Here is a 19,534-nt window from a genome sequence, read left to right as displayed (position 1 = left end):
GCCATTCCCGGCCGAGCGCAAGGATCAGCCGAACAGCAACGCGTGAATCGGGTTTTTGGGGTCCAGCAGCATCTTGGCCGTCAGCGTCAGCGACAGGATGATCAGCAGCGGACGGATCAACCGGCTGCCGAAGCGCATCGCGAGGCGCGATCCGATCTGCCCGCCGGTGATGCTGCCCACCGCCATCGCGAGGCCGACGATCCAGATCACATGCCCGCCCGCGATCATGGTGAGCAGTCCGGCGAGGTTGCTGGCGAAATTCGCCGCCTTGGTCTGCGCCGTGGCGCGCACGAGGCCGAGGCCGCCGAGCGCGACGAAGATGGTGGTGTAGAAGGCGCCCGCGCCTGGTCCGAAAAAGCCGTCGTAAAAGCCGATGATGCCGACCAGCAGGCTGAGGACGACGATACCGACACGCTGGTGCCGGTCCATTTCACTGATCCGGGGCGAAAAGGTGAAATAGGCCGCGAGTGCGATCAGCAATGCGGGCATCAGGCCCGCCAATATCGAAGGGTCGACCCGCTGCAACAGCCAGGCGCCACCGATCGAGCCGCTGAAGGCGGCGACCACCGGCCATTTATAGGTCTTGAGGTCCATATGTCCGGCGCGCGCATAGGCGATGCAGGCGCCGAATGTCCCGAGCGCGGATTGCAGCTTGTTGGTCGCGACCGCGGGCACGGGCGGAATACCGGCGGCGAGCAGGGCAGGCAATGCGATCAAGCCGCCACCGCCCGCCATCGCATCGATACATCCCGCCATCAGCGCGGCGGCCATCAGGAAGGCGATGGTTTCAGGGGAAGGGATCATGCGGTGCAGGGCAAGTCGGATTTTGCCTTTTCAAACGATCCCGCCCGCAAAACCCTCAATAGGCCCGTGCAATGGCGAATTCGACCGCTTCTGTGAGCGCCGCTTTCGCCTTGCCATTGTCGAACATGCCCAGCGCATCGATCGCGCGCTGGCCATAGTGGCGGGCGCGGGCGAGGGTGTCGGCGATCGCACCCGTCCTGCGCAGCAGGCCTGTGGCATGGGTGAGGTCCTCGTCGCTGACCCGGTTGCCTGCGATCGCGGCCTTCCAGAAGGCACGATCCTCCTCCGAGCCCCGCGCATAGGCGAGGATCACGGGCAGCGTCACCTTGCCATCGCGGAAATCGTCGCCGGCGTCCTTGCCCATGGTCGCGCCGTCCGATTCATAGTCGATGGCGTCGTCGATGAGCTGGAAGGCGATGCCGAGGTTGCGGCCGTAGACGTCGAGCGCCTGCTCCTCCGTCTCGTTGCGGTCGGCGACCACGGCGGAAATGCGGCAGGCGGCGGCGAACAGGGCTGCCGTCTTCGCGCCGATGATGTCGAGATATTGTTCCTCGCTGGTATCGATCTTGCGCTGCGCGGTGAGCTGGTTGACCTCGCCCTCCGCGATCACGGCCGAGGCGTTGGAAAGGATCTTCAGCACCTTCAACGACTCCGCCTCGACCATCAGCTCGAAGGAGCGGGAGAAGAGGAAATCGCCCACGAGAACGCTGGCGCTGTTGCCCCAGATGATATTGGCGGTCTTGCGGCCTCGGCGCAGCCCCGATCCGTCGACCACATCGTCATGCAGCAGCGTGGCGGTGTGGATGAATTCGACCGCGGCGGCCAGCTTGTAGTGGCGCGACCCGGCATAGCCGACCAGATCGGCGCAGGCGAGGGTCAGCATCGGCCGCATCCGCTTGCCGCCGCCCGCGATCAGGTGGCCGGCCAGTTCGGGGATCAGCGGAATGCGCGACTGCATCCGGTCCAGAATGACCGCATTCACCTGGTTCATCCCCTCGGCGACCAGCGCCATCATGGGGGTGAGCGAAGGCGCGCTGCTGGCGCGGCCGATGGGGTGGACATTGCCGGTGGCGGATGCTGTCATGACAAGCGCCATGTGGCGGGCCCAAATGCTAAAGGCAAGCGGGAATAGCTTGCGCGAATGCCCGGAAATGGCAAAAAGCGCGCGAATTGACCGGAGGACCAGAGTGGACGAGACTTTGAAGCGCTATCGCGAGAGTATCGACAATATCGACGCGGCGCTCGTCTTCATGCTGGCCGAGCGGTTCAAGATCACCCAGGCCGTGGGGGAGCATAAGGCGACCCATGACCTGCCGCCCGCCGATCCGGGGCGCGAGGAGCGGCAGATCGCGCGCCTGCGTCAATTGGCCACCGACGCCAATCTGGACCCTGACTTCACCGAGAAATTCCTGCGCTTCATCATCGACGAGGTGATCCGCCATCATGAGCGTCTGCGCGAGGGCTGAGCGTCAGGCCGGTTCGGCAATTTCCTGATGGGGTGAGGGCCGGGTCGACCGCCCCAGCATCACCCCGCCCAGAGCCAGTGCGAAGCCGACAAGCTGGACCGGCCCCAGTCTCTCCCCGAACAGCAGCCAGGCTTCCGTGGCGGCGAGTGGCGGGACCAGCAGCAGCAGCATCGACATGCGCGTCGGTCCCTGGTGCCGCACCAGCCAGACCAGCAGCGATAGTCCCGCGACCGACAGCCCCAGAACGGCCCAACCGAGGCCGATCCAAAGGACGGGGTTCCCGTCCCAGCGATAATCGCCGACGATCAATGTCGCCGTCAGCGCCACCAGCGCGCCGCCCGCATTCTGCACCGCGCCGGAAATCGCGATGCCATCGCCCGCAATCGCGCCGCGCTGGATCAGCGTTCCTGCCGCCATGCCCAGCACCGCGGCAATCCCGGCCAGCGCGGGCCAGATGGTGATCGATCCGATGCCGGATCGCTCGATTGCCGGAAACAGTACGCAGCCGACGCCGATGATCGCGATCGCCAGGCCTCCCCAGGCGCGGCCCGGCAGCCGGTCGTCCAGAAAGGCGACGCTCGCCACCGCCACCATCAGCGGCTGAAGTGCGCCCAGCAGCGCCATGATCCCGGCGGGCATGCCATTGTTCACCGCCCACCAGCTCAGCGTCAGGTAGAAACCGTGCAGCATCGCGCCCGCTGCCAGATGCAGTCCCAACCGCCGCCCACGGGGCAAGGCCTGTCGTGCGTAGACTGCCGCGCCGAAGAGCAGCAGCGTCGTCAGGGTCAGCCGTATCGCCAGGATCAGCTCGGGCGCGGCATGCGGCACCAGAGCACGCGCGACGATGAAGCCGGTGGACCAGATCAGAACGAAGAGGGCGGAGGCCAGGGCGACAATCATGCCCGCGCCCATGGCCTATCGGCAACGGCCTGTCGAGTTTCGAGCAGGTCTGGCGCGGATGTGCCGCGGTGCGCCGCTTGCGGATATGCCATGCCCGTCACCCATCCCAAGCGGCGGGTGTCAGTCCTACAACCATCCCTTCGCGCGATAGGCCTCCGCCGTGGCTTTCAGCCCTTCCTCGGTCGGCACCTTGGGCACCCACAGCTTCTTGGGCGGCTGCTTGCGCTTCTTCACCACCCAGTCCGGATGGCAGAAATAGCTCACCCGATCGAGGGTCAGCTTGGCCTTCTTCCCGCGCACGATCCGGTCCAGCCGCGCGCCCATGCCCAGTGCCCAGGCCGGCGTTGCGAAGGTCCGCACCGGCCGCCCGACCGCGCGCCCGATCGCCTGCGCGAAATCGAGATGATCCCAGCCGCTCGGCGTACCGTCGTCCACCTCATAGACATGGGTCAGGCTCCTCATGTCCTTCTCGACCGCGAGCGTCAGGAACAGCCGCGCCAGATCGCTCACCTCGATCACCGAGAGCCGTCCGCCCGGCGGCATCAGCATGATGCCGCGCCTGGCCATGCGGAACAGTTCCAGCATCTCCCGGTCGCCTGGGCCGTAAATGGCGGGCGGCCGGATGATGGTCCAGTCGAGCCCGCTGGCCTTCACATGGCGTTCGGCCAGTTCCTTCGACCAGCCATAGTCCGACAGCTCCGGTTCCCGCGCCGAGAGTGAGGAGACATGGATCAGCCGTTTGACCCCACGCTGTCGCATGGCGTCGACCACGGCCATGGTGCCGCGCGCATTACCGGTCTCGAACCCCTCGCGGTCCGATGCGTTCACCACGCCCGCGATATGGATCACCACATCGGCGTCGCGCACCAGCGTGTTGAGTGCCGCCCGGTCCTCCAGCGCGCCTGGCACCCATTTGAGGTGCGCGCGCGGCGGTTGCGCCCGGCGGGTGATGGCGGAGACATGATGTCCCGCCGCCAAGGCCTGATTCAATGTCTCGGCGCCGACGAAACCCGTCGCGCCCGTCATGGCGATGCGCAGGGACATGGATCAGACCATCGCCATATGGTCGCGATGGACCAGCACGGAACGGGGGAGGTGCCCCAGCAAGGCGGCGATATCCTCGCTGCGCTTGCCCGCGATCCGCGCCGCTTCCTCGCTGTCATATTCGATCAGGCCGCGCGCGATCACCCGTCCGTCTTCCGCCAATATGTCGACCACATCGCCGCGCGCGAAAATCCCCTCGATCCGCGCCACGCCAGCAGGCAGCAGGCTGTTGCCGCGCCCCAATGCCGCCTCGGCCCCGGCATCGACGACAATGCGCCCGCGCACGGTCAGCCGCCCGGCGAGCCAGCCCTTGCGCGCGCCCTTGGCCTGCGCGGCGAGGAAGATCGAACCTTTGCCACCGTTCGCCCAGTGCGACAGCGGCGAATCCACTTTGCCGGAGATGATCGCCAGATGCGCGCCAGCCCCCGTGGCGATGCGCGCCGCCTCGATCTTGGAGGTCATGCCCCCCGATCCCATGCCGGAGGCGGAGCCGCCGTCCGCCATCCCGGCAATGCGCGCGTCGATGCGCTCGATTGTCTCTATCAGCATGGCGTCCGCATCGACATGTGGATTGGCGCTGTAAAGCCCGTCGACGTCCGACAGCAGCACAACTGCGTCAGCCCGTGCCGCCTGTCCGATACGCGCCGCCAGCCGGTCGTTGTCGCCGAAGCGGATCTCCGCCGTGGCGACGCTGTCATTCTCATTCACCACCGGCACGACGTCGAGCGCCATCAACCGCTCCAGCGTCGCGGAGGCGTTGAGATAGCGCCGCCGGTTCTCCAGATCGTCCAGCGTCACCAGCATCTGCGCGGCGGTGATGCCCTTTTCGTGCAGCAGGCTGGCCCAGCATTGCGACAGCGCGATCTGGCCCGTCGCGGCGGCGGCCTGCGCGTCCTCCAGCGAACCGCGTCCGCCCTTGGGCAGCTTCAATCGCCGTGCGCCCAGAGCGATCGCGCCGGAAGATACGATGATGATCTGCTGCCCCGCCTGTTTGCGGGCCGCGACGTCGGCCACCAGCGTGCGCAGCCAGGCCTCACGCACCTGCCCCTGCGGGTCGACCAGCAGCGCAGACCCGATCTTGATGACCAGGCGGCGGATTTGAGACGGCGGGAAACCGGAGAGGGAAGGGGTCATCGAGCTTGTCCTCCCCTCCCGTTCAGGGAGGGGTTGGGGGAGGGGGCGGGCGAAGCGGGTCTGGGGTGCCGGTTCAGAGCGGCGACCACGGCCCGCCGCCTTCCTCGCCCGCCTCATCCTCCTCATCTTCGACGGGCTGGTCGAGCAGCGGCAATACCGCGTCGAGCAAAGCCGGTACGCCCTCGCCCGTCGCGCCGGAGATGATGAACACATCCTCCACGCCAGCTTCTTCCCGAAGCTGTCCGGCAATGTCGTCCATCAGTTCCTGCCCCAGCAGGTCGCCCTTGTTGAGCGCCACGATCTGCGGTTTTTCGTCCAGCCCGCCGCCATAGGCCGCCAGCTCGTCCTGCACGATGCGGAACTGTTCGACCGGATCGTCGCCGGTCGCGTCGATCAGATGCAGCAGCACTCGGCAGCGTTCGATATGCCCCAGGAAACGGTCGCCGATCCCTGCGCCCTCGGCCGCGCCCTCGATCAGGCCCGGAATATCCGCCAACACGAATTCCCGGTCGCGATGCAGCACCACGCCAAGCTGCGGCTTGGTGGTGGTGAAAGCATAAGCGCCGACCTTCGCCTTGGTGTTCGTGACCTGGTTGATGAGGGTCGACTTGCCCGCATTGGGCATGCCGACCAAGCCGACATCGGCCAGCAGTTTCAGCCGCAGCCACACCCACATTTCCTGCCCCGGCCAGCCCGTGCCATGCTGGCGCGGGGCGCGGTTGGTGCTCGTCTTGTAGGACAGGTTGCCGCGCCCGCCGTCGCCGCCGCGCAGGAACACCATGCGCTGCCCGACCTCGGTGAAGTCGGCGAGCAGTTCCTGCTCATACTCCATGGCGCCGTCCTCATCCTCGGTCCCGTCAATGGGCGTGGGGTCGGACAGGATCTGCGTGCCCACCGGCACCTTGATGACGAGGTCCTCGCCACCTGCGCCATAGCGGTTCTTGCCCATGCCGGGCATGCCGCGCTGCGCCTTGAAATGCTGGGTGTAGCGGAAGTCGATCAGGGTGTTCAGCCCCGCCACCGCCTCGAATATGATGTCCCCGCCCTTGCCGCCATTGCCGCCGTCCGGGCCGCCATATTCGACATATTTTTCGCGCCGGAAACTGACCGCGCCGGGACCGCCCCAGCCGGACTTGATGTAAATCTTCGCTTGATCCAGAAAATGCATCGCGCGCCCATAGCGCTTTATGCGGTGGAATTAAACCGTGTGCGCCGCAAAAGCCGCTGCTTCTTCCACCAGCGCCGAAACCAGCCGCTGTGTGGCGATGTCCCGCGCCTTTTCGCGCGCCAATCCCAGCGCCGCCGCCATCGGTCCACCCACCTGCGAATCGCCCAGCGCCAGCAACACCAGCATCAGTGTATTTTCCCGGATCAGCTCGCCCAAATGAGGGGAGAGCGCGGTCGCGGCGAGCTTGTCCACCAGCCTGTGGATCGCGTCCACCACCGGATCGAGCGCATCCTCATTGCCCGATGCCAGCATCCAGCTTGCCAGTGCCCCCGCTCCGTCGCGGTCGAAGGCGTCGAAGGTCATGTCGACGATCCGGCGCGGTTCCACCTCGCCGCGCCGCGCCGCATCCACAGCGTCCCCGATCGTCGCCGTGATCGTTTCGCCCAGATGAGCGGCCAGCGCCTTCTGCAATCCCGCCGCCGACCCGAAATGGTGCAGCAGATTGGCATGGGTCCGCTCGATCCGCGCCGCCACGGCCTTCAGCGTCACCGCCTGCGGCCCCGCCTCGATCAGCAGCAGCCGCGCGGCTTCGAGCGCGACGAGGCGACTTTCATCCGGGCGGAGGCGTGTGCGCCTTATTGACATTGATGTAAGTAACTCTTTATTGACCCCGCTGTCAGTAAACGATGCAGGAAGAGCCTGCAATGACGAGTCCGAAATGACGACGCTGCGATGACGACACCGGCCGATCTTGCCATCGTTCCCCGCGACCGCCGCTTCACGCGCGGCGGGCCGGTCGCGCGCCATTGGCTGAACGGCGATCCGGTGGCGACCGCCTTCTTCAACGCGCTCTCGGTCACCTTTCCGCGTGGCGAAGCCTATTTTATCGAGAGCGTGCGAGCCTTTCGCGACGATGTGCCCGATCGGCTGGCGGGGGAGATCGCGGCCTTCATCAGGCAGGAGGTCGTTCATACCCGCGAGCATCTGGCCTTCAACCGGCATGTGACCGATCAGGGTTACGACGTGACCCTGTTGGAAGCGGACGTGATCAAGGTGCTGGACCTCGCCAGGCAGCGTACCCCGATCGTCAGCCTTGCCGCGACCATGGCGCTGGAGCATTTCACCGCCCTTCTGGCCCATGAACTGCTGAGCGATCCGCAATATCTGGCGGGTGCCGATCCCGAAGCGGCGGCGCTTTGGCGCTGGCATGCGGTCGAGGAAATCGAGCATAAGGGCGTCGCCCATGACACCTGGGTCCATGCCACGCGCGGCTGGCATCCGTTCAGGCGCTGGTGGTTGAGATCGCTCATGATGCTGATCGTCACCCGCCATTTCGTGCACCATCGGGCGCGCGGGATGATGATATTGCTGCGGCAGGACGGCATTACCGGCGTCCGCGCCTGGGGTGGGCTGCTGCGCTATGCGTTGGTCCGGCCGGGGATATTGCGGCGGGTGGTGCTGCCCTGGCTGGCTTATTTCCTGCCTGGTTTCCACCCGTGGAATGTTGACGACCGTGCGCTGATCGACCAGGCCGACAGCGATTATGCGGATGCACGACTAGCTTCGATGGCTTGACCGGCCAATAAGCGCGGGGCCATAGCTTCGCCATGGCCGATGCCCCGGTTCTTGAAACGGATCGTCTGATCCTGCGCCCGCATCGGGTGGAGGATTTTCCTGCCTGCCGCCTGCTATGGGGAGATCCCGCCGTTGTCCGTCATATCGGCGGCCAGGTGCAGGACGCACAGGCCGTCTGGTTTCGCATGCTACGCTATGCGGGCATGTGGTCGCTGCTGGGCTATGGCATGTGGGCGCTGGAGCATCGGACCACCGGCGCCTTCCTCGGTGAAGCGGGCTTGTTGAGCAGCGCCCGCGGCCTTCCCGAGTTGGAGGGAGTGCCCGAGGCCGGCTGGGTTCTCGCACCGGCGGCATGGGGCGGGGGCTTTGCGGTCGAGGCGATGCAGGCCGTGCTGCATTGGGCGGATCATCATCTCGGCAGCCCTGTTGTCCGCTGCATCATCGAACCGGACAACGCTTCGTCCGTCGCGGTGGCGGGGAAGCTAGGCTTCACATATCTGGCCGAGCGGGTGCTGGGAACGCACCCGATCCGGCTGTTCGAACGCGCCAGAGGCATTTGAGCGGGGAGGCGCCCGTACCGCCTCTCCCGCATGGATCGATCAGGCGGCCAGGGCGGGTCGCGAATCCCCGTAAAGATCCATCGAGGAGTCGGTCACCATGCGCGCGGCCTCTCCTTCTTCGAAGACCAGGCAATCCGCCACGCTGCCCCGGCCAAGGCTGAAGCGTTTTTCGGTCCGTCCGGTGTAGCGGAAGCCGATCTTGCGCAAGACATTGCCGGATGCGGGATTGTCCGCGAAATGGACGGCATGCACATGGCGCACGCCGGACGCCCGCGCCATGTGCATGACGGCCTGGGCCGCTTCCGTCGCAAAACCCAATCCCCAATAGGGACGGGCGATCCAATAGCCCAGTTCGGCCATGCCATCCTTCGCCAGATGGATGCCGCAGCCGCCCACGAGGCGGGGCGCGCCCTTGGTACGGGTGAAGGCGAGCAGGCTGGGCAGGCGCGGGTCCTGTGGCTGAGCGAGAAAGATCTCTGCATCGGTCTGGCTGTACTCGGCCGGCGCATGGGTCAGATTGCGCAGAACGGCGGCGTCGCCGATCGCTTCGGCAAGGGCAGGTGCATCTTCCATCCAGCCGGGCCGCAGCAACAGACGGGGGGTACGGGCGAACATCGACAGTCTCCTGATCTCCGGCGCGCCAATGGCCGCAAAAGGTTACGGCTTGACGACTATATTCTCTGGCTGGGCCCCGTCCGCACGACGCGTGAAACGGGTCCGGGTTCCAGCGATTTGAGGGAAATAGGGGGAAGACGCCGACGAACGGAAAAAGGGGCGCTCCCGGATGGGGCGCCCCTTGTTTCCCTCTAGCTCTGGCGGTTGACCTAAGAGTCTTTCCACCAGGAGGATCGCCCCGATTGCGAGGGACGATCCGTCATCGATCGTCCGTTATTCGGCTGCTTCGGCCATGGCGTCGACCGACACATATTTGCGGCCGAGCTTGCCGGTGTGGAATACCACGCGGCCTTCACCCAGCGCGAACAGCGTGTGGTCCTTGCCCATGCCGACATTGCGGCCCGGATAGACGCGCGTGCCGCGCTGACGAATGATGATGTTGCCGCCGATCACTTCCTGACCGCCGAACTTCTTCACGCCAAGGCGCTTCGATTCCGAATCGCGACCGTTGCGCGACGAACCGCCAGCTTTCTTATGTGCCATGACTCAAACTCCTAGAATGTGCTGCGGCTCAGGCGATCGACACGATCTTGAGGATCGTGTGATTCTGGCGATGGCCATTGCGGCGACGGTAGTTGTGCCGGCGGCGCTTCTTGAAAACGATGACCTTCTCGCCCTTCGCCTGCGCGACGATTTCAGCGGCAACGGTCAGCTTGGCTGCGTCCTTCACGTCGCTGCCTTCACCGGCGAACAGGACGTCGTCCAGGGTCACCTTGTCACCGGCCTCACCGGCCAGCTTCTCGACGACGATCTTGTCTCCGGCGGCGACGCGATACTGCTTGCCGCCCGTGCGCACGACTGCGAACATGGCTCTTCTCTTCTCGTTCAAATCTGCTTTACGCAGATCGTCGAGGGACTATGCCCTGTTGGACCCGCGCGGGAATGTGGCCCGCTACTGGAATGACTCGCTTCTGTCAACCGGCAAGAGCATTTTCAGATTGGCGGCAAAGCCGTCATTCGGTTCGAAAATGCGACCATCATCCGACCCGCTTTCAGGGCTGGTTTTTGGCCCTGATCGTTCCTATCTTCGATTGCGGAAGGGATATTATCACGCATGAGGCCGGTGCCATACAGGAATGAAGCGACGCAGGGCAGCCTGCTCTTCATCCTGTCGCTGTGGCTTTCGCTCGGCGTCGCCTTGTTGAGTGCCCTGGCGCCTTTGGGGCCTCCTTCCAGCCTATGGGCCGGCTCCGCGTTCAATCCGGCGACCACCAGTGTCGTGTTGAAGGCGCGCGCTCACGCCAATCCGACCGTCGTGGGAGCGGCGGAGCCGGATGGCGTTGGGCGGGCGCCTCTATTGGCGCCCGCCGCGATCTGGATGCTGCCGGTCATGGCGTTGCTGCCGGGGCTCGTGTCGGCGTTGCTCGCCCTTCGATTCCCTGCTCCGTTCCTGTCCTTCCCGTCTTTCCATCTGTTTTCCCGTCCGCGTGCCCGTGCGCCGCCTGCCTTTTCCTGACGCATTGCCTTCAGGCGGTCTTGTCGGGACCGTCACCAAGGAAAAAGGAATTTCCTCATGACCCGCAGAAGATCGCGACGCGGCAAGGACGGATCGTCCCGGCGCCGCCCGCCCTGGTGGTTCATGCCCGCCGTCATGGCAGGACTGGGCGCGGCCGGCGCGCTGCTGTCGGCGGCCGTGCTGGCTGTCGCTGAATGAAAATATGATAAGCTGCCGGTGGTGCACATACCCCACCGGCGGCCAGGGAAAGACACTCCATGCCCCATCACACGCCCCTGATCGGAACGATCGTCGCGGGCCTTGTCGTTGCCTTCATCATGGGCGCCATCGCCCATCGCCTGAAATTGTCACCGCTTGTCGGCTATCTGGTTGCCGGCATCATCGTCGGCCCTTTCACGCCCGGATTCGTCGCCAATGCCGGACTGGCCAATGAACTGGCGGAGATCGGCGTCATATTGCTGATGTTCGGCGTCGGCCTGCATTTCTCCTTGCGCGACCTGCTGTCCGTCAAGAATATCGCCGTGCCCGGCGCCATCGGTCAGATCGCGGTCGCGACGCTGATGGGCATGGGGCTGGCGCATTATATGGGCTGGCCACTGATGGGAGGGCTGGTCTTCGGCCTCGCACTCTCGGTCGCAAGCACGGTCGTGCTGCTGCGCGCGCTGCAAGGCGCAAACCTTGTGGAAACCCGGCGGGGAAGAATCGCGGTCGGCTGGCTGATCGTCGAGGATCTGGTGATGGTCCTTGCGCTGGTGCTGCTGCCCGCATTGGCCGGCGTGATGAACAATGCCGATGCATCGGGCGGCGCGGCGGCCTTGCTCGCGCCGTTGTTCAGCACCATGTTGAAGGTCGCGGGCTTTGTCGCACTGATGTTGGTGGTCGGGCGCCGGGTCATCCCCTGGGCGCTGCACTGGGTCGTCCATAGCGGCTCGCGCGAGCTGTTCCGCCTTGCCGTGCTGGCCATTGCGTTGGGCGTGGCCTTCGGCGCCGCGGTGGCGTTCGACGTGTCCTTCGCGTTGGGCGCCTTCTTTGCCGGGATGATCCTGGGGGAAACGCCGCTCAGCCGCCGGGCTACGGAGGAAACGCTGCCGCTGCGGGATGCCTTCGCTGTGCTCTTCTTCGTTTCCGTCGGCATGCTGTTCAATCCGTCGGTGCTGGTCGAACAGCCGCTTCCCCTGCTCGCCACGGTGGCGATCATCATCGTCGGCAAGTCGATCGCGGCCTTCGCCATCGTCCGCGCCTTTGGGCATCCCGGCGACACTGCGCTGACCATCGCCGCTAGCCTGGCACAAATCGGCGAGTTTTCCTTCATCCTTGCTTCATTGGGTACGGGACTGGGCGTCCTGCCTGCCGAGGCGCGCGACCTCATCCTGGCGGGGGCGATCGTGTCGATCCTTCTCAATCCGCTGATCTTCTCTGTTATCGTGCGTGGCAACAAGCGGGAAGAGGAAGCGGAAAAGGCGCCCGAACAGCCGCGCATGGGCCATGTCATCCTTGTCGGCTATGGTCGGGTGGGCAAGCTGATCGGCGAGCGCCTGACGGAACGCAAGGTGCATTTCGTGGTGATGGAGGCCGATTCCGACCGCGCCGAGGAAGCCGAGGAGGCGGGCCTGTCGGTTGTGCGCGGCAGCGCATTGGAGGACCGCCATTTGCTCGCCGCCGGTATTTGTGAAGCCCGCCGCATGCTGATCGCCGTGCCGGAGGGGTTCGAAGGCGGCGCCATTCATGAACATGCGCGCCATCTGAACCCCAACCTTCAGGTCATCGCCCGCGCCCATTCGGACGCGGAGGTCGTGCATCTGGAAGGGCTGGGCGTGCCCCATGTCGTCATGGGCGAACGGGAGCTGGCTGCTAAGATGCTGACCCTTTGCGGGGCGGGGTAGAGTGATTGCGAGTGGAATCGAACGTTCCACGGCTCGGAAATCACGGCAAACAAAGGAAATCAGAGCATGTACCGATTCAATCCAATCGGAACATGCTCTGCTTCGGAGGAAGGGCCGCTCCGTTGAAGAGCGGCCCTCCTGATATTATCGGGCCTTGCGCGGTCCGCCCCGCTTGGGGCCGCCCTTGAACGGGCGCGGGCTGTGCGCGGGTGGGCGGGGGCCGCGATCGCCGTTGGGTCGTCCCTTGCCGCGCGGGCCTTCGCGGCGATTTTCGCGGGCGGCTTCGCGTGGCGTGCCTTCGACCTGTTCGAAGGCGATGTCGGCGCCCTCGTCATTGGCCTCGCCGGTCCGCTTCACCGATCCGATGAAGCGCGATACGATGGCGCTGGGGATTTCGAACAAAGTCTCATTGGCGGCGATGCGGATCGCGCCGATGTCCTGCCGCGACACATGGCCGCGACGGCAGATCAGCGGGAGTATCCAGCGCGGATCGGCGTTCTGACGGCGGCCGATGTCCATGCGGAACCAGACCGTGTCCTCGAAGCCGGGACGCGGTCCATCGCGGCGTTGCGGCGCCTCACTGGCGTCCAGCAGTTCCTCGGGCGCGGGGAGGGCGGAGCGGGCGCTCTTCACCAGCATCGCGGCGATTTCCTTGGCGGACTTTGCCTCCAGTAGCTCCGCGCCCAATGCCCAGTCCTGCTCGTCCAGTTCGGCGCGCTCCATCAGTTTCTCGCGCAGGCGCGCATTGTCCTGCTGCTGGATCGCTTCCTTGCTCGGCGGGGTGCCCCATTCGACGGGAATCTTCGCCCCGCGCAGCATGGATTCGACCCGGCGGCGGCGGGGATAGGGGACGATCAGCACGGCCGTACCCTTCTTGCCCGCGCGCCCGGTACGGCCCGATCGATGTTGCATGGTTTCGGCGTCGCGCGGCAGTTCGACATGGACGACCAGGCTGAGATTGGGGAGGTCGATGCCGCGCGCGGCGACGTCGGTGGCGACACAGACCCGTGCCCGGCGGTCGCGCAGCGCTTGCAGGGCGTGGTTGCGCTCATTCTGGCTATGCTCGCCCGACAGCGCCACCGCCGCGAAGCCGCGTTCGGTGAGGCTGGCATGCAGGTGGCGGACATTGTCGCGGGTTGCGCAGAAGAGGATCGCCGTTTCCGCCTCATGATAGCGCAGCAGGTTGACCACGGCGTTTTCGATGTCGGCAGGGGCGACCGTCACCGCCTGATAGCTGATGTCGCCATGGCCGCGCTCGTCGCTGACGGTCGAGATGCGCAGCGCGTCCTTCTGATAGCGCTTGGCAAGCGACACGATGGGCTTGGGCATGGTCGCGGAGAACAGCAGGGTGCGGCGTTCTTCGGGCGCGCCATCCAGAATCTCCTCCAGATCCTCGCGGAATCCCATGTCGAGCATTTCGTCGGCTTCATCCAGCACCACGGTCCTGAGCCCGGAGAGGTCGAGCGCGCCGCGTTCCAGATGGTCGCGCAGGCGGCCGGGCGTGCCGACGACGATATGCGCGCCGTGGGAAAGCGCCCGGCGTTCCTTGGCGGCGTCCATGCCGCCGACGCAGGTGGCGATGCGGGCGCGGGCTTCGCCATAGAGCCATTCCAGTTCACGGGCGACTTGCAGCGCCAGTTCGCGGGTCGGTGCGATGGCGAGGGCGAGCGGCAGGCCGGGGGCGGGGAGGCGGTTGCCCTCGCCGAGCAATTCCTTCGCCATGGCGAGGCCGAAGGCGACGGTCTTGCCCGATCCGGTCTGGGCCGAGACGATCAGGTCGCGCCCTTCGGCGTCCGGTTGGGTGACTTCGGCCTGGACGGGGGTCAGGCTTTCATAGCCTTTTCGCGTCAGCGCGTCGGAGAGGAGGGTGGGGAGATGTTCGAAAGACATTATATTTTCCATCGGTGAAGCGACCCGCCATTCCCGACGGATACATGATGACCTGTCGCTCTCCGGAGGCGTGCCGGAGCCGGGGCGCAAGGTCACGCGCCCCGAAGTTCACACCGTTGCAGGGGTATCCCCAAGGCGACGGCGACCTTCCCCATGCGAGGGGAGATTGTTCCAAATAAGAAGGCCGCCTTCCCCCGCAAAGAGGGAAGGCGGCCCCTTTTATTGCTTGCCGCTAAGGGTCAGACCGAAGCGACTTCCGCGACGTCGACCTTCACGCCCGGGCCCATCGAGGACGACAGGGCGATCTTGCGGACATATTTGCCCTTCGAACCCGACGGCTTCGCCTTGACGATCGCGTCTACGAACGCGTCGAAATTCTTGCGCAGATCGGCGGCCGAGAAGCTCGCCTTGCCGAGACCGGCGTGGATGATGCCAGCCTTTTCGACGCGGAATTCGATCTGGCCGCCCTTGGCGGCCTTCACGGCTTCAGCGACGTTCGGGGTGACGGTGCCCAGCTTCGGGTTCGGCATCAGGCCCTTGGGACCCAGAACCTTGCCCAGACGGCCGACCAGACCCATCATGTCGGGGGTGGCGATCACGCGCTGGAAGTCGATATTGCCGGCCTGGATCGATTCCAGCAGGTCTTCAGCGCCCACCACGTCGGCGCCAGCGGCGGTCGCGGCTTCAGCCTTGTCGCCACGGGCGAACACGGCGACGCGGACGTCCTTGCCGGTGCCGGCGGGCAGGGTGACGACGCCACGGACCATCTGGTCGGCGTGACGCGGATCGACGCCCAGGTTGATCGCGATCTCGACGCTTTCGTCGAACTTGGCGGTCGCGTGGGTCTTGATCAGGCCCAGCGCCTCATCGACGCCGTGCAGCTTGTCCTTGTCAACGGCAGCGGCCAGGACCTTGGCCTTCTTCGTCAGCTTTGCCATGGTCTTAGCCCTCCACCACTTCGAGGCCCATCGCGCGAGCGGAGCCTTCGATGATCTTCGTCGCCGCGTCGATGTCGTTCGCGTTCAGGTCAACCATCTTGGCCTGGGCGATCTCGGCGAGCTGGGCGCGGGTGATCTTGCCGGCGACGACCTTGCCCGGTTCCTTGGAACCCGACTTCAGGTTGACGGCCTTCTTGATCAGGTAGGTGGCGGGCGGCTGCTTCGTGACGAAGCTGAACGAACGGTCCGCATAGACGGTGATGATGGTCGGCAGCGGGGTGCCCTTTTCCATCTTTTCCGTCGAGGCGTTGAACGCCTTGCAGAATTCCATGATGTTCACACCGCGCTGACCCAGCGCCGGACCGATCGGCGGCGAGGGGTTGGCGGCTCCAGCGGGCACCTGGAGCTTGATATAGCCCGTAATCTTCTTGGCCATTTTCACTCACTCTGTTGCTGGACGTGTCCGAAGACGCGCCCGGTTCAAGTTTAGCGGTATTGACGGCGGACTTAAAATCCGCCTCCCGCACTAGCTCCCCTGAACGTCATCCCAGCGGAAGCTGGGATTTCAGGCCGCAAGGGAACGGCCTGAGGCACGAGATCCCAGCTTCCGCTGGGATGACGTGAAAATTACTTCGACAGTTCGACCTGTTCGAAGTCCAGTTCGACCGGCGTGGCGCGGCCGAAGATCGACACGGACACCTTGACCCGGTTCTTTTCGAAATCCAGTTCCTCGACCGTGCCGTTGAAGCTGGCGAAGGGGCCGTCCAGCACCTTGACGCTGTCGCCGATCTCGTAATCGACGCTGACCTTGTGCTTGGGCGCGGCCTCGGCTTCCTTCTGGGCGCCGAAATAGCGGGCGGCGTCCGCCTCGCTGATCGCCTGCGGCTTGCCGGAGCTGCCCAGGAAACCCGTCACCTTGGGCGTGTTCTTGACCAGGTGGTAGATGTCGTCGTTCATCGCCAGCTTGGCGAGGACGTAGCCCGGCATGAACTTGCGTTCGACCTGCACCTTCTTGCCGCGCTTCACCTCGGTCACGGTCTCGGTGGGGACTTCCACCTGCTCGACCAGTTGGGAGAGGCCCATGCGCTCGGCTTCGGACAGGATCGATTCCTTGACCTTGTTCTCGAAGCCCGAATAGGCGTGGATGATGTACCAGCGCGCCATGTTACCGTCTCAAACTCCCGATCTTAGCGATTTACTTGAAAATCGCGGCAATCAATAAACCAAGCGATTTACTGGGAAATCGCGGCAATCAAAAAAACTCGGCCTGTCAGGCCTGCCCCGCCGCGATGCTCAGCAACCACTGAACGACCGCGCCGAAGAAGGTGTCGATGCCGAAGAAGAACAGGCCCAGCAGCGAGGTCATGATGACGACCATCACGCCGGTCATGATCGTTTCGCGGCCGGTGGGCCACACGATCTTCTTCGCCTCGGTCTGCACCTGATTGACGAATTCGCCCGGAGAAACCTTCGCCATCGCCTGTACCAAATCCTTCGAACAAACACCAAAGCGCGAAGCAACAGTCCGCCCTCCCGATCCCGCCCTGTCTGGCGTCCGGGGGTGCGGCCGCGCTTCGCGACCCATATTTCTTCAAGCGCACTTAGCCGCGAAACCCTGTGAATACAAGGCTTCGCGGCCAGTTCGCTTGGCAGGAGTGGAGGGACTCGAACCCCCGGCATTCGGTTTTGGAGACCGACGCTCTACCAGCTGAGCTACACTCCTGCACTGGCCGGAGCCAGCGAAGGAGGGCGCTTTAGCGTGGGCCGCCGGGTAGGGCAAGGGGGGAAATCAGAGGAGAACGCCGCCCTTCATGATCCGGCGCGCGCGGCCCTGCACCGGGACGCGATTGAACGGCGTGTTTCCGGCCTGCGCCGCCATTTTCGTCGAATCGACGATCCACGGCATGTCGGGATCGATGAAGATGAGGTCGGCCGCCGATCCCGGCGCGAAGCTGCCCCCATCGACACCGAGAATCTTCGCCGGATTGGTGCTGAGCAGGGTCATCAGGCGATTGAGGGACACATGCCCCTCCCGCACCAGATTGAGGGAGAGGGCGAGCAGCGTTTCCGCGCCGGCCATGCCGGGGGCCGCGTCGGCGAAGGGAAGGCGCTTGTCCTCCGGCCCCCGCGGGTCATGGCTGGACGTGATGACGTCGACCGTGCCGTCCGTGACTGCCGCGATCGACGCCTTGCGGTCATCCTCCGACCGCAGGGGCGGGGAGAGGCGGGCGAAGGTGCGGAAATCGGTCACCGCCTGATCGTTGAGGAAGAGATAGGCGGGGCTGATGCCGCATGTGACCCTCAACCCTTCGGCCTTGGCGGCGCGGATCAGGTCGAAGCCCGCCCCGGTCGTCACCAGCCGGACGTGGATCGCCGCGCCGGTCACGCGGGCGAGCATGATGTCGCGCGCGATCGCCATAGCCTCGGCGCAGGCGGGGGCATGCGGCAGGCCAAGGCGCGTCGCCGTTTCGCCGCTGGTCGCGACGGCCTTGCCCGCGAGGCCGCCATCCTCGGCATGGGTGATGACGGTGAGGCCGAGGCCGGAGGCGTAGGAGAGCACCCGCAGCATGACGCCCGAGTCCGCGATCCATTGGCGCCCGGTGCCGACGGCCTTGGCGCCTGCTGCCTGCATCATGCCGATTTCGGCCAGTTCGGCGCCCTTGAGGCCCCGCGTCGCGGCGGCGATGGGGTGGACCCAGAAATCCGGTTTTCCGGCGCGGGTGGCCTGGCGGATGAGGCCTGCGTCGTCCAGCGGGGAGGATTGGTCCGGCATCAGCGCGGCGCGGGTGATGCCGCCGAAGTGGAAGGCGGGCTTGTCGGTCGCGAAGACGCCGAGGTCGATGAGGCCGGGCGCGACCACCAGTCCGGCGGCGTCGATCGTTTCGGCGTCCCGGGGTATGGCGACATCGCCCGAGGCGACGATGCGATCATCCTCGATCAGGACGACGCCGGTGGCGAGGTCCTTGCCCGCCGGGTCGGCCAGCTTGCCGTTGACGATGGCGAGTCCGCTCATGCCCATCCCTCCATGCCACGCGCTCTTCTGGTCAGCACGTCCAGGCAGGCCATGCGAATGGCGACTCCCATTTCCACCTGCTCCGTGATCGCGGAGCGTTCGGGATGGTCGGCCACCACGCTTGAAATCTCGACGCCGCGGTTCATGGGGCCAGGATGCATCACCAGCGCATCGGGCTTGGCGATGGCGAGCCGTTCCGGGGTCAGCCCGTACAGCATGTGATATTCGCGCGCCGAGGGGATGAAGGCCCCATCCATCCGCTCATTCTGGAGCCGCAGCATCATCACCACGTCGGTGCCGTCCAGCCCCTCATCCATGCGATGATAGGGTGTGGCGCCCAGCATCTCCACCTCGGGCGGCATCAGCGTCGGCGGCGCCACCGCCCGCACCTGCGCGCCCAGCGCGGCGAGGCAGAGCATGTTGGAGCGCGCCACCCGGCTGTGCAGCACGTCGCCGCAGATCGCCACGATCAGCCCCTCGAACCCGCCCTTGCGCCGCCTTATGGTCAGCGCGTCCAGCAAGGCCTGCGTCGGATGCTGGTGCCAGCCATCGCCCGCGTTCAGTACTGGACAGTCGACCTTGTCCGCGATCAGTGCCACCGCGCCCGAGCTTGCATGGCGGATGACGATGACATCGGCGGCCATGGCGTTGAGCGTCATGGCGGTGTCGATCAGCGTCTCGCCCTTCTTCACGCTGGACGTGGCCGCCGCCATGTTGACCACGTCCGCGCCCAGCCGCTTGCCTGCGATCTCGAAGGATAGCAGCGTGCGCGTGCTGTTCTCGAAAAAGGCGTTGATCTGGGTCATGCCCGCCAGCCGGTCGTCATGCTTGCGCGCGCCGCCCCGGTTGCTCCTCGCCCAATGTTCCGCCTCATCGAGGAGGAAGCGGATTTCCCAGGGCTTGAGGTCGGCGATGGACAGCAGATGCCGATGCGGAAACAACGCCCGGCCGGTCAGGTCAGGCTGGGCGGATGGAACGGAGATATCGGGCATGAACCGACGCTTTAGGCGAGGGTGGGGAAGAGGGCA

General features: G+C 65.4%; 23 protein-coding genes and 1 tRNA gene. 6 read left to right on the top strand and 18 right to left on the bottom strand.

Features of this window, described 5'->3' with window-relative positions:
- Positions 1-24: 24 nt before the first annotated feature.
- Together YP76_RS16625 and YP76_RS16620 are read right to left on the bottom strand one after the other, a co-directional pair.
- A complete protein-coding gene (locus YP76_RS16625) occupies positions 25-804 on the bottom strand; it encodes a TSUP family transporter (protein ID WP_046764707.1) in 780 nt (259 codons plus the stop codon).
- A 55-nt stretch (positions 805-859) separates the two neighbouring features.
- A complete protein-coding gene (locus tag YP76_RS16620) occupies positions 860-1,888 on the bottom strand; it encodes a polyprenyl synthetase family protein (RefSeq protein WP_046764924.1) in 1,029 nt (342 codons plus the stop codon).
- Positions 1,889-1,991: 103 nt separating this feature from the next.
- Between YP76_RS16620 and YP76_RS16615 the strand changes: the two genes are divergently transcribed.
- Positions 1,992-2,270, top strand: coding sequence for a chorismate mutase (locus tag YP76_RS16615; RefSeq protein ID WP_046764706.1), 279 nt, complete (start codon positions 1,992-1,994; stop codon positions 2,268-2,270).
- 3 nt (positions 2,271-2,273) lie between these two features.
- Here the strand turns inward: YP76_RS16615 and YP76_RS16610 are convergent, their stop codons facing one another.
- The 5 genes from YP76_RS16610 to YP76_RS16590 all read right to left on the bottom strand — a co-directional run bounded on the left by YP76_RS16610 (position 2,274) and on the right by YP76_RS16590 (position 7,161).
- Complete coding sequence (locus tag YP76_RS16610) at positions 2,274-3,170, bottom strand: DMT family transporter (protein ID WP_100238684.1); 897 nt, start codon at positions 3,168-3,170, stop codon at positions 2,274-2,276.
- Between the two features lie 126 nt (positions 3,171-3,296).
- Complete coding sequence (locus YP76_RS16605; protein ID WP_046764704.1) at positions 3,297-4,214, bottom strand: NAD-dependent epimerase/dehydratase family protein; 918 nt, start codon at positions 4,212-4,214, stop codon at positions 3,297-3,299.
- A gap of 3 nt (positions 4,215-4,217) precedes the next feature.
- Positions 4,218-5,348, bottom strand: a complete 1,131-nt coding sequence (gene proB / locus YP76_RS16600; RefSeq protein WP_046764703.1) for a glutamate 5-kinase — start codon at positions 5,346-5,348, stop codon at positions 4,218-4,220.
- A gap of 73 nt (positions 5,349-5,421) precedes the next feature.
- The gene (gene obgE, locus YP76_RS16595; protein WP_046764702.1) at positions 5,422-6,516 is read right to left on the bottom strand and encodes a GTPase ObgE; all 1,095 of its coding nucleotides are present in this window, start codon (positions 6,514-6,516) and stop codon (positions 5,422-5,424) included.
- A gap of 30 nt (positions 6,517-6,546) precedes the next feature.
- Entirely contained in the window at positions 6,547-7,161 is a 615-nt protein-coding gene (locus YP76_RS16590) for a TetR/AcrR family transcriptional regulator (protein WP_046764701.1), read from the bottom strand.
- A gap of 87 nt (positions 7,162-7,248) precedes the next feature.
- Between YP76_RS16590 and YP76_RS16585 the strand changes: the two genes are divergently transcribed.
- Together YP76_RS16585 and YP76_RS16580 are read left to right on the top strand one after the other, a co-directional pair.
- Positions 7,249-8,091, top strand: coding sequence for a metal-dependent hydrolase (locus tag YP76_RS16585; protein ID WP_046764700.1), 843 nt, complete (start codon positions 7,249-7,251; stop codon positions 8,089-8,091).
- Between the two features lie 32 nt (positions 8,092-8,123).
- A complete protein-coding gene (locus YP76_RS16580; RefSeq protein WP_046764699.1) occupies positions 8,124-8,651 on the top strand; it encodes a GNAT family N-acetyltransferase in 528 nt (175 codons plus the stop codon).
- A 39-nt stretch (positions 8,652-8,690) separates the two neighbouring features.
- On the opposite strand, the gene YP76_RS16575 is transcribed toward YP76_RS16580, so the two are convergent.
- From YP76_RS16575 to rplU, 3 genes are all read right to left on the bottom strand, one after another.
- Positions 8,691-9,266 carry a GNAT family N-acetyltransferase gene (locus YP76_RS16575; protein ID WP_046764698.1) on the bottom strand — a complete coding sequence of 192 codons (576 nt, stop codon included), beginning with the start codon at positions 9,264-9,266 and terminating at the stop codon, positions 8,691-8,693.
- Between the two features lie 273 nt (positions 9,267-9,539).
- Entirely contained in the window at positions 9,540-9,809 is a 270-nt protein-coding gene (gene rpmA, locus YP76_RS16570; RefSeq protein WP_007683600.1) for a 50S ribosomal protein L27, read from the bottom strand.
- A gap of 28 nt (positions 9,810-9,837) precedes the next feature.
- Complete coding sequence (gene rplU, locus YP76_RS16565) at positions 9,838-10,134, bottom strand: 50S ribosomal protein L21 (RefSeq protein ID WP_007683601.1); 297 nt, start codon at positions 10,132-10,134, stop codon at positions 9,838-9,840.
- Between the two features lie 255 nt (positions 10,135-10,389).
- Here rplU and YP76_RS16560 point away from each other — a divergent pair, with 255 nt between their 5' ends.
- Genes YP76_RS16560 through ybaL form a run of 3 tightly spaced genes read left to right on the top strand, consistent with a single transcriptional unit; the run spans position 10,390 to position 12,665 of the window.
- The gene (locus YP76_RS16560; protein ID WP_408640447.1) at positions 10,390-10,782 is read left to right on the top strand and encodes a hypothetical protein; all 393 of its coding nucleotides are present in this window, start codon (positions 10,390-10,392) and stop codon (positions 10,780-10,782) included.
- A 57-nt stretch (positions 10,783-10,839) separates the two neighbouring features.
- Positions 10,840-10,980: a hypothetical protein gene (locus YP76_RS28315; RefSeq protein ID WP_197707360.1), complete on the top strand. Its 141-nt coding sequence runs from the start codon at positions 10,840-10,842 to the stop codon at positions 10,978-10,980.
- 59 nt (positions 10,981-11,039) lie between these two features.
- Positions 11,040-12,665 carry a YbaL family putative K(+) efflux transporter gene (ybaL, locus tag YP76_RS16555; RefSeq protein WP_046764696.1) on the top strand — a complete coding sequence of 542 codons (1,626 nt, stop codon included), beginning with the start codon at positions 11,040-11,042 and terminating at the stop codon, positions 12,663-12,665.
- A 144-nt stretch (positions 12,666-12,809) separates the two neighbouring features.
- Here the strand turns inward: ybaL and YP76_RS16550 are convergent, their stop codons facing one another.
- The 8 genes from YP76_RS16550 to YP76_RS16515 form a co-directional block, all read right to left on the bottom strand.
- Complete coding sequence (locus YP76_RS16550; RefSeq protein WP_046764695.1) at positions 12,810-14,555, bottom strand: DEAD/DEAH box helicase; 1,746 nt, start codon at positions 14,553-14,555, stop codon at positions 12,810-12,812.
- 239 nt (positions 14,556-14,794) lie between these two features.
- Positions 14,795-15,493, bottom strand: a complete 699-nt coding sequence (gene rplA / locus YP76_RS16545; RefSeq protein ID WP_046764694.1) for a 50S ribosomal protein L1 — start codon at positions 15,491-15,493, stop codon at positions 14,795-14,797.
- A 4-nt stretch (positions 15,494-15,497) separates the two neighbouring features.
- Entirely contained in the window at positions 15,498-15,929 is a 432-nt protein-coding gene (gene rplK / locus YP76_RS16540) for a 50S ribosomal protein L11 (protein ID WP_007709087.1), read from the bottom strand.
- Between the two features lie 191 nt (positions 15,930-16,120).
- Positions 16,121-16,657, bottom strand: coding sequence for a transcription termination/antitermination protein NusG (nusG, locus tag YP76_RS16535; RefSeq protein WP_037451561.1), 537 nt, complete (start codon positions 16,655-16,657; stop codon positions 16,121-16,123).
- 106 nt (positions 16,658-16,763) lie between these two features.
- The gene (secE, locus tag YP76_RS16530; protein WP_046764693.1) at positions 16,764-16,970 is read right to left on the bottom strand and encodes a preprotein translocase subunit SecE; all 207 of its coding nucleotides are present in this window, start codon (positions 16,968-16,970) and stop codon (positions 16,764-16,766) included.
- 170 nt (positions 16,971-17,140) lie between these two features.
- Positions 17,141-17,216 (bottom strand) — tRNA-Trp (locus YP76_RS16525).
- Between the two features lie 66 nt (positions 17,217-17,282).
- Positions 17,283-18,506: a dihydroorotase gene (locus tag YP76_RS16520; protein ID WP_046764692.1), complete on the bottom strand. Its 1,224-nt coding sequence runs from the start codon at positions 18,504-18,506 to the stop codon at positions 17,283-17,285.
- Complete coding sequence (locus YP76_RS16515) at positions 18,503-19,498, bottom strand: aspartate carbamoyltransferase catalytic subunit (RefSeq protein WP_046764691.1); 996 nt, start codon at positions 19,496-19,498, stop codon at positions 18,503-18,505. Before YP76_RS16515 ends, YP76_RS16520 begins: the two co-directional genes overlap by 4 nt.
- Between the last annotated feature and the right edge of the window lie 36 nt (positions 19,499-19,534).

The organism is Sphingobium chungbukense, from assembly GCF_001005725.1.
GTDB classification, from domain to species: Bacteria; Pseudomonadota; Alphaproteobacteria; order Sphingomonadales; family Sphingomonadaceae; genus Sphingobium; species Sphingobium chungbukense.
This window is presented reverse-complemented; position numbering and strand designations above follow the sequence as displayed.

Excerpts from the sequence above, each read along its gene's own strand:
- secE (WP_046764693.1), bottom strand. The coding sequence starts at position 16,970 with ATGGCGAAGGTTTCTCCGGGCGAATTCGTCAATCAGGTGCAGACCGAG.
- proB (WP_046764703.1), bottom strand. The coding sequence starts at position 5,348 with ATGACCCCTTCCCTCTCCGGTTTCCCGCCGTCTCAAATCCGCCGCCTG.
- nusG (WP_037451561.1), bottom strand. The coding sequence starts at position 16,657 with ATGGCGCGCTGGTACATCATCCACGCCTATTCGGGCTTCGAGAACAAG.
- YP76_RS16610 (WP_100238684.1), bottom strand. The coding sequence starts at position 3,170 with ATGATTGTCGCCCTGGCCTCCGCCCTCTTCGTTCTGATCTGGTCCACC.
- obgE (WP_046764702.1), bottom strand. The coding sequence starts at position 6,516 with ATGCATTTTCTGGATCAAGCGAAGATTTACATCAAGTCCGGCTGGGGC.
- YP76_RS16625 (WP_046764707.1), bottom strand. The coding sequence starts at position 804 with ATGATCCCTTCCCCTGAAACCATCGCCTTCCTGATGGCCGCCGCGCTG.
- YP76_RS16590 (WP_046764701.1), bottom strand. The coding sequence starts at position 7,161 with ATGTCAATAAGGCGCACACGCCTCCGCCCGGATGAAAGTCGCCTCGTC.
- YP76_RS28315 (WP_197707360.1), top strand. The coding sequence starts at position 10,840 with ATGACCCGCAGAAGATCGCGACGCGGCAAGGACGGATCGTCCCGGCGC.
- rplU (WP_007683601.1), bottom strand. The coding sequence starts at position 10,134 with ATGTTCGCAGTCGTGCGCACGGGCGGCAAGCAGTATCGCGTCGCCGCC.
- YP76_RS16550 (WP_046764695.1), bottom strand. The coding sequence starts at position 14,555 with ATGTCTTTCGAACATCTCCCCACCCTCCTCTCCGACGCGCTGACGCGA.
- YP76_RS16520 (WP_046764692.1), bottom strand. The coding sequence starts at position 18,506 with ATGAGCGGACTCGCCATCGTCAACGGCAAGCTGGCCGACCCGGCGGGC.
- YP76_RS16515 (WP_046764691.1), bottom strand. The coding sequence starts at position 19,498 with ATGCCCGATATCTCCGTTCCATCCGCCCAGCCTGACCTGACCGGCCGG.
- rpmA (WP_007683600.1), bottom strand. The coding sequence starts at position 9,809 with ATGGCACATAAGAAAGCTGGCGGTTCGTCGCGCAACGGTCGCGATTCG.
- YP76_RS16605 (WP_046764704.1), bottom strand. The coding sequence starts at position 4,214 with ATGTCCCTGCGCATCGCCATGACGGGCGCGACGGGTTTCGTCGGCGCC.
- YP76_RS16575 (WP_046764698.1), bottom strand. The coding sequence starts at position 9,266 with ATGTTCGCCCGTACCCCCCGTCTGTTGCTGCGGCCCGGCTGGATGGAA.
- rplK (WP_007709087.1), bottom strand. The coding sequence starts at position 15,929 with ATGGCCAAGAAGATTACGGGCTATATCAAGCTCCAGGTGCCCGCTGGA.
- rplA (WP_046764694.1), bottom strand. The coding sequence starts at position 15,493 with ATGGCAAAGCTGACGAAGAAGGCCAAGGTCCTGGCCGCTGCCGTTGAC.
- YP76_RS16620 (WP_046764924.1), bottom strand. The coding sequence starts at position 1,888 with ATGACAGCATCCGCCACCGGCAATGTCCACCCCATCGGCCGCGCCAGC.
- YP76_RS16580 (WP_046764699.1), top strand. The coding sequence starts at position 8,124 with ATGGCCGATGCCCCGGTTCTTGAAACGGATCGTCTGATCCTGCGCCCG.
- ybaL (WP_046764696.1), top strand. The coding sequence starts at position 11,040 with ATGCCCCATCACACGCCCCTGATCGGAACGATCGTCGCGGGCCTTGTC.
- YP76_RS16585 (WP_046764700.1), top strand. The coding sequence starts at position 7,249 with ATGACGACACCGGCCGATCTTGCCATCGTTCCCCGCGACCGCCGCTTC.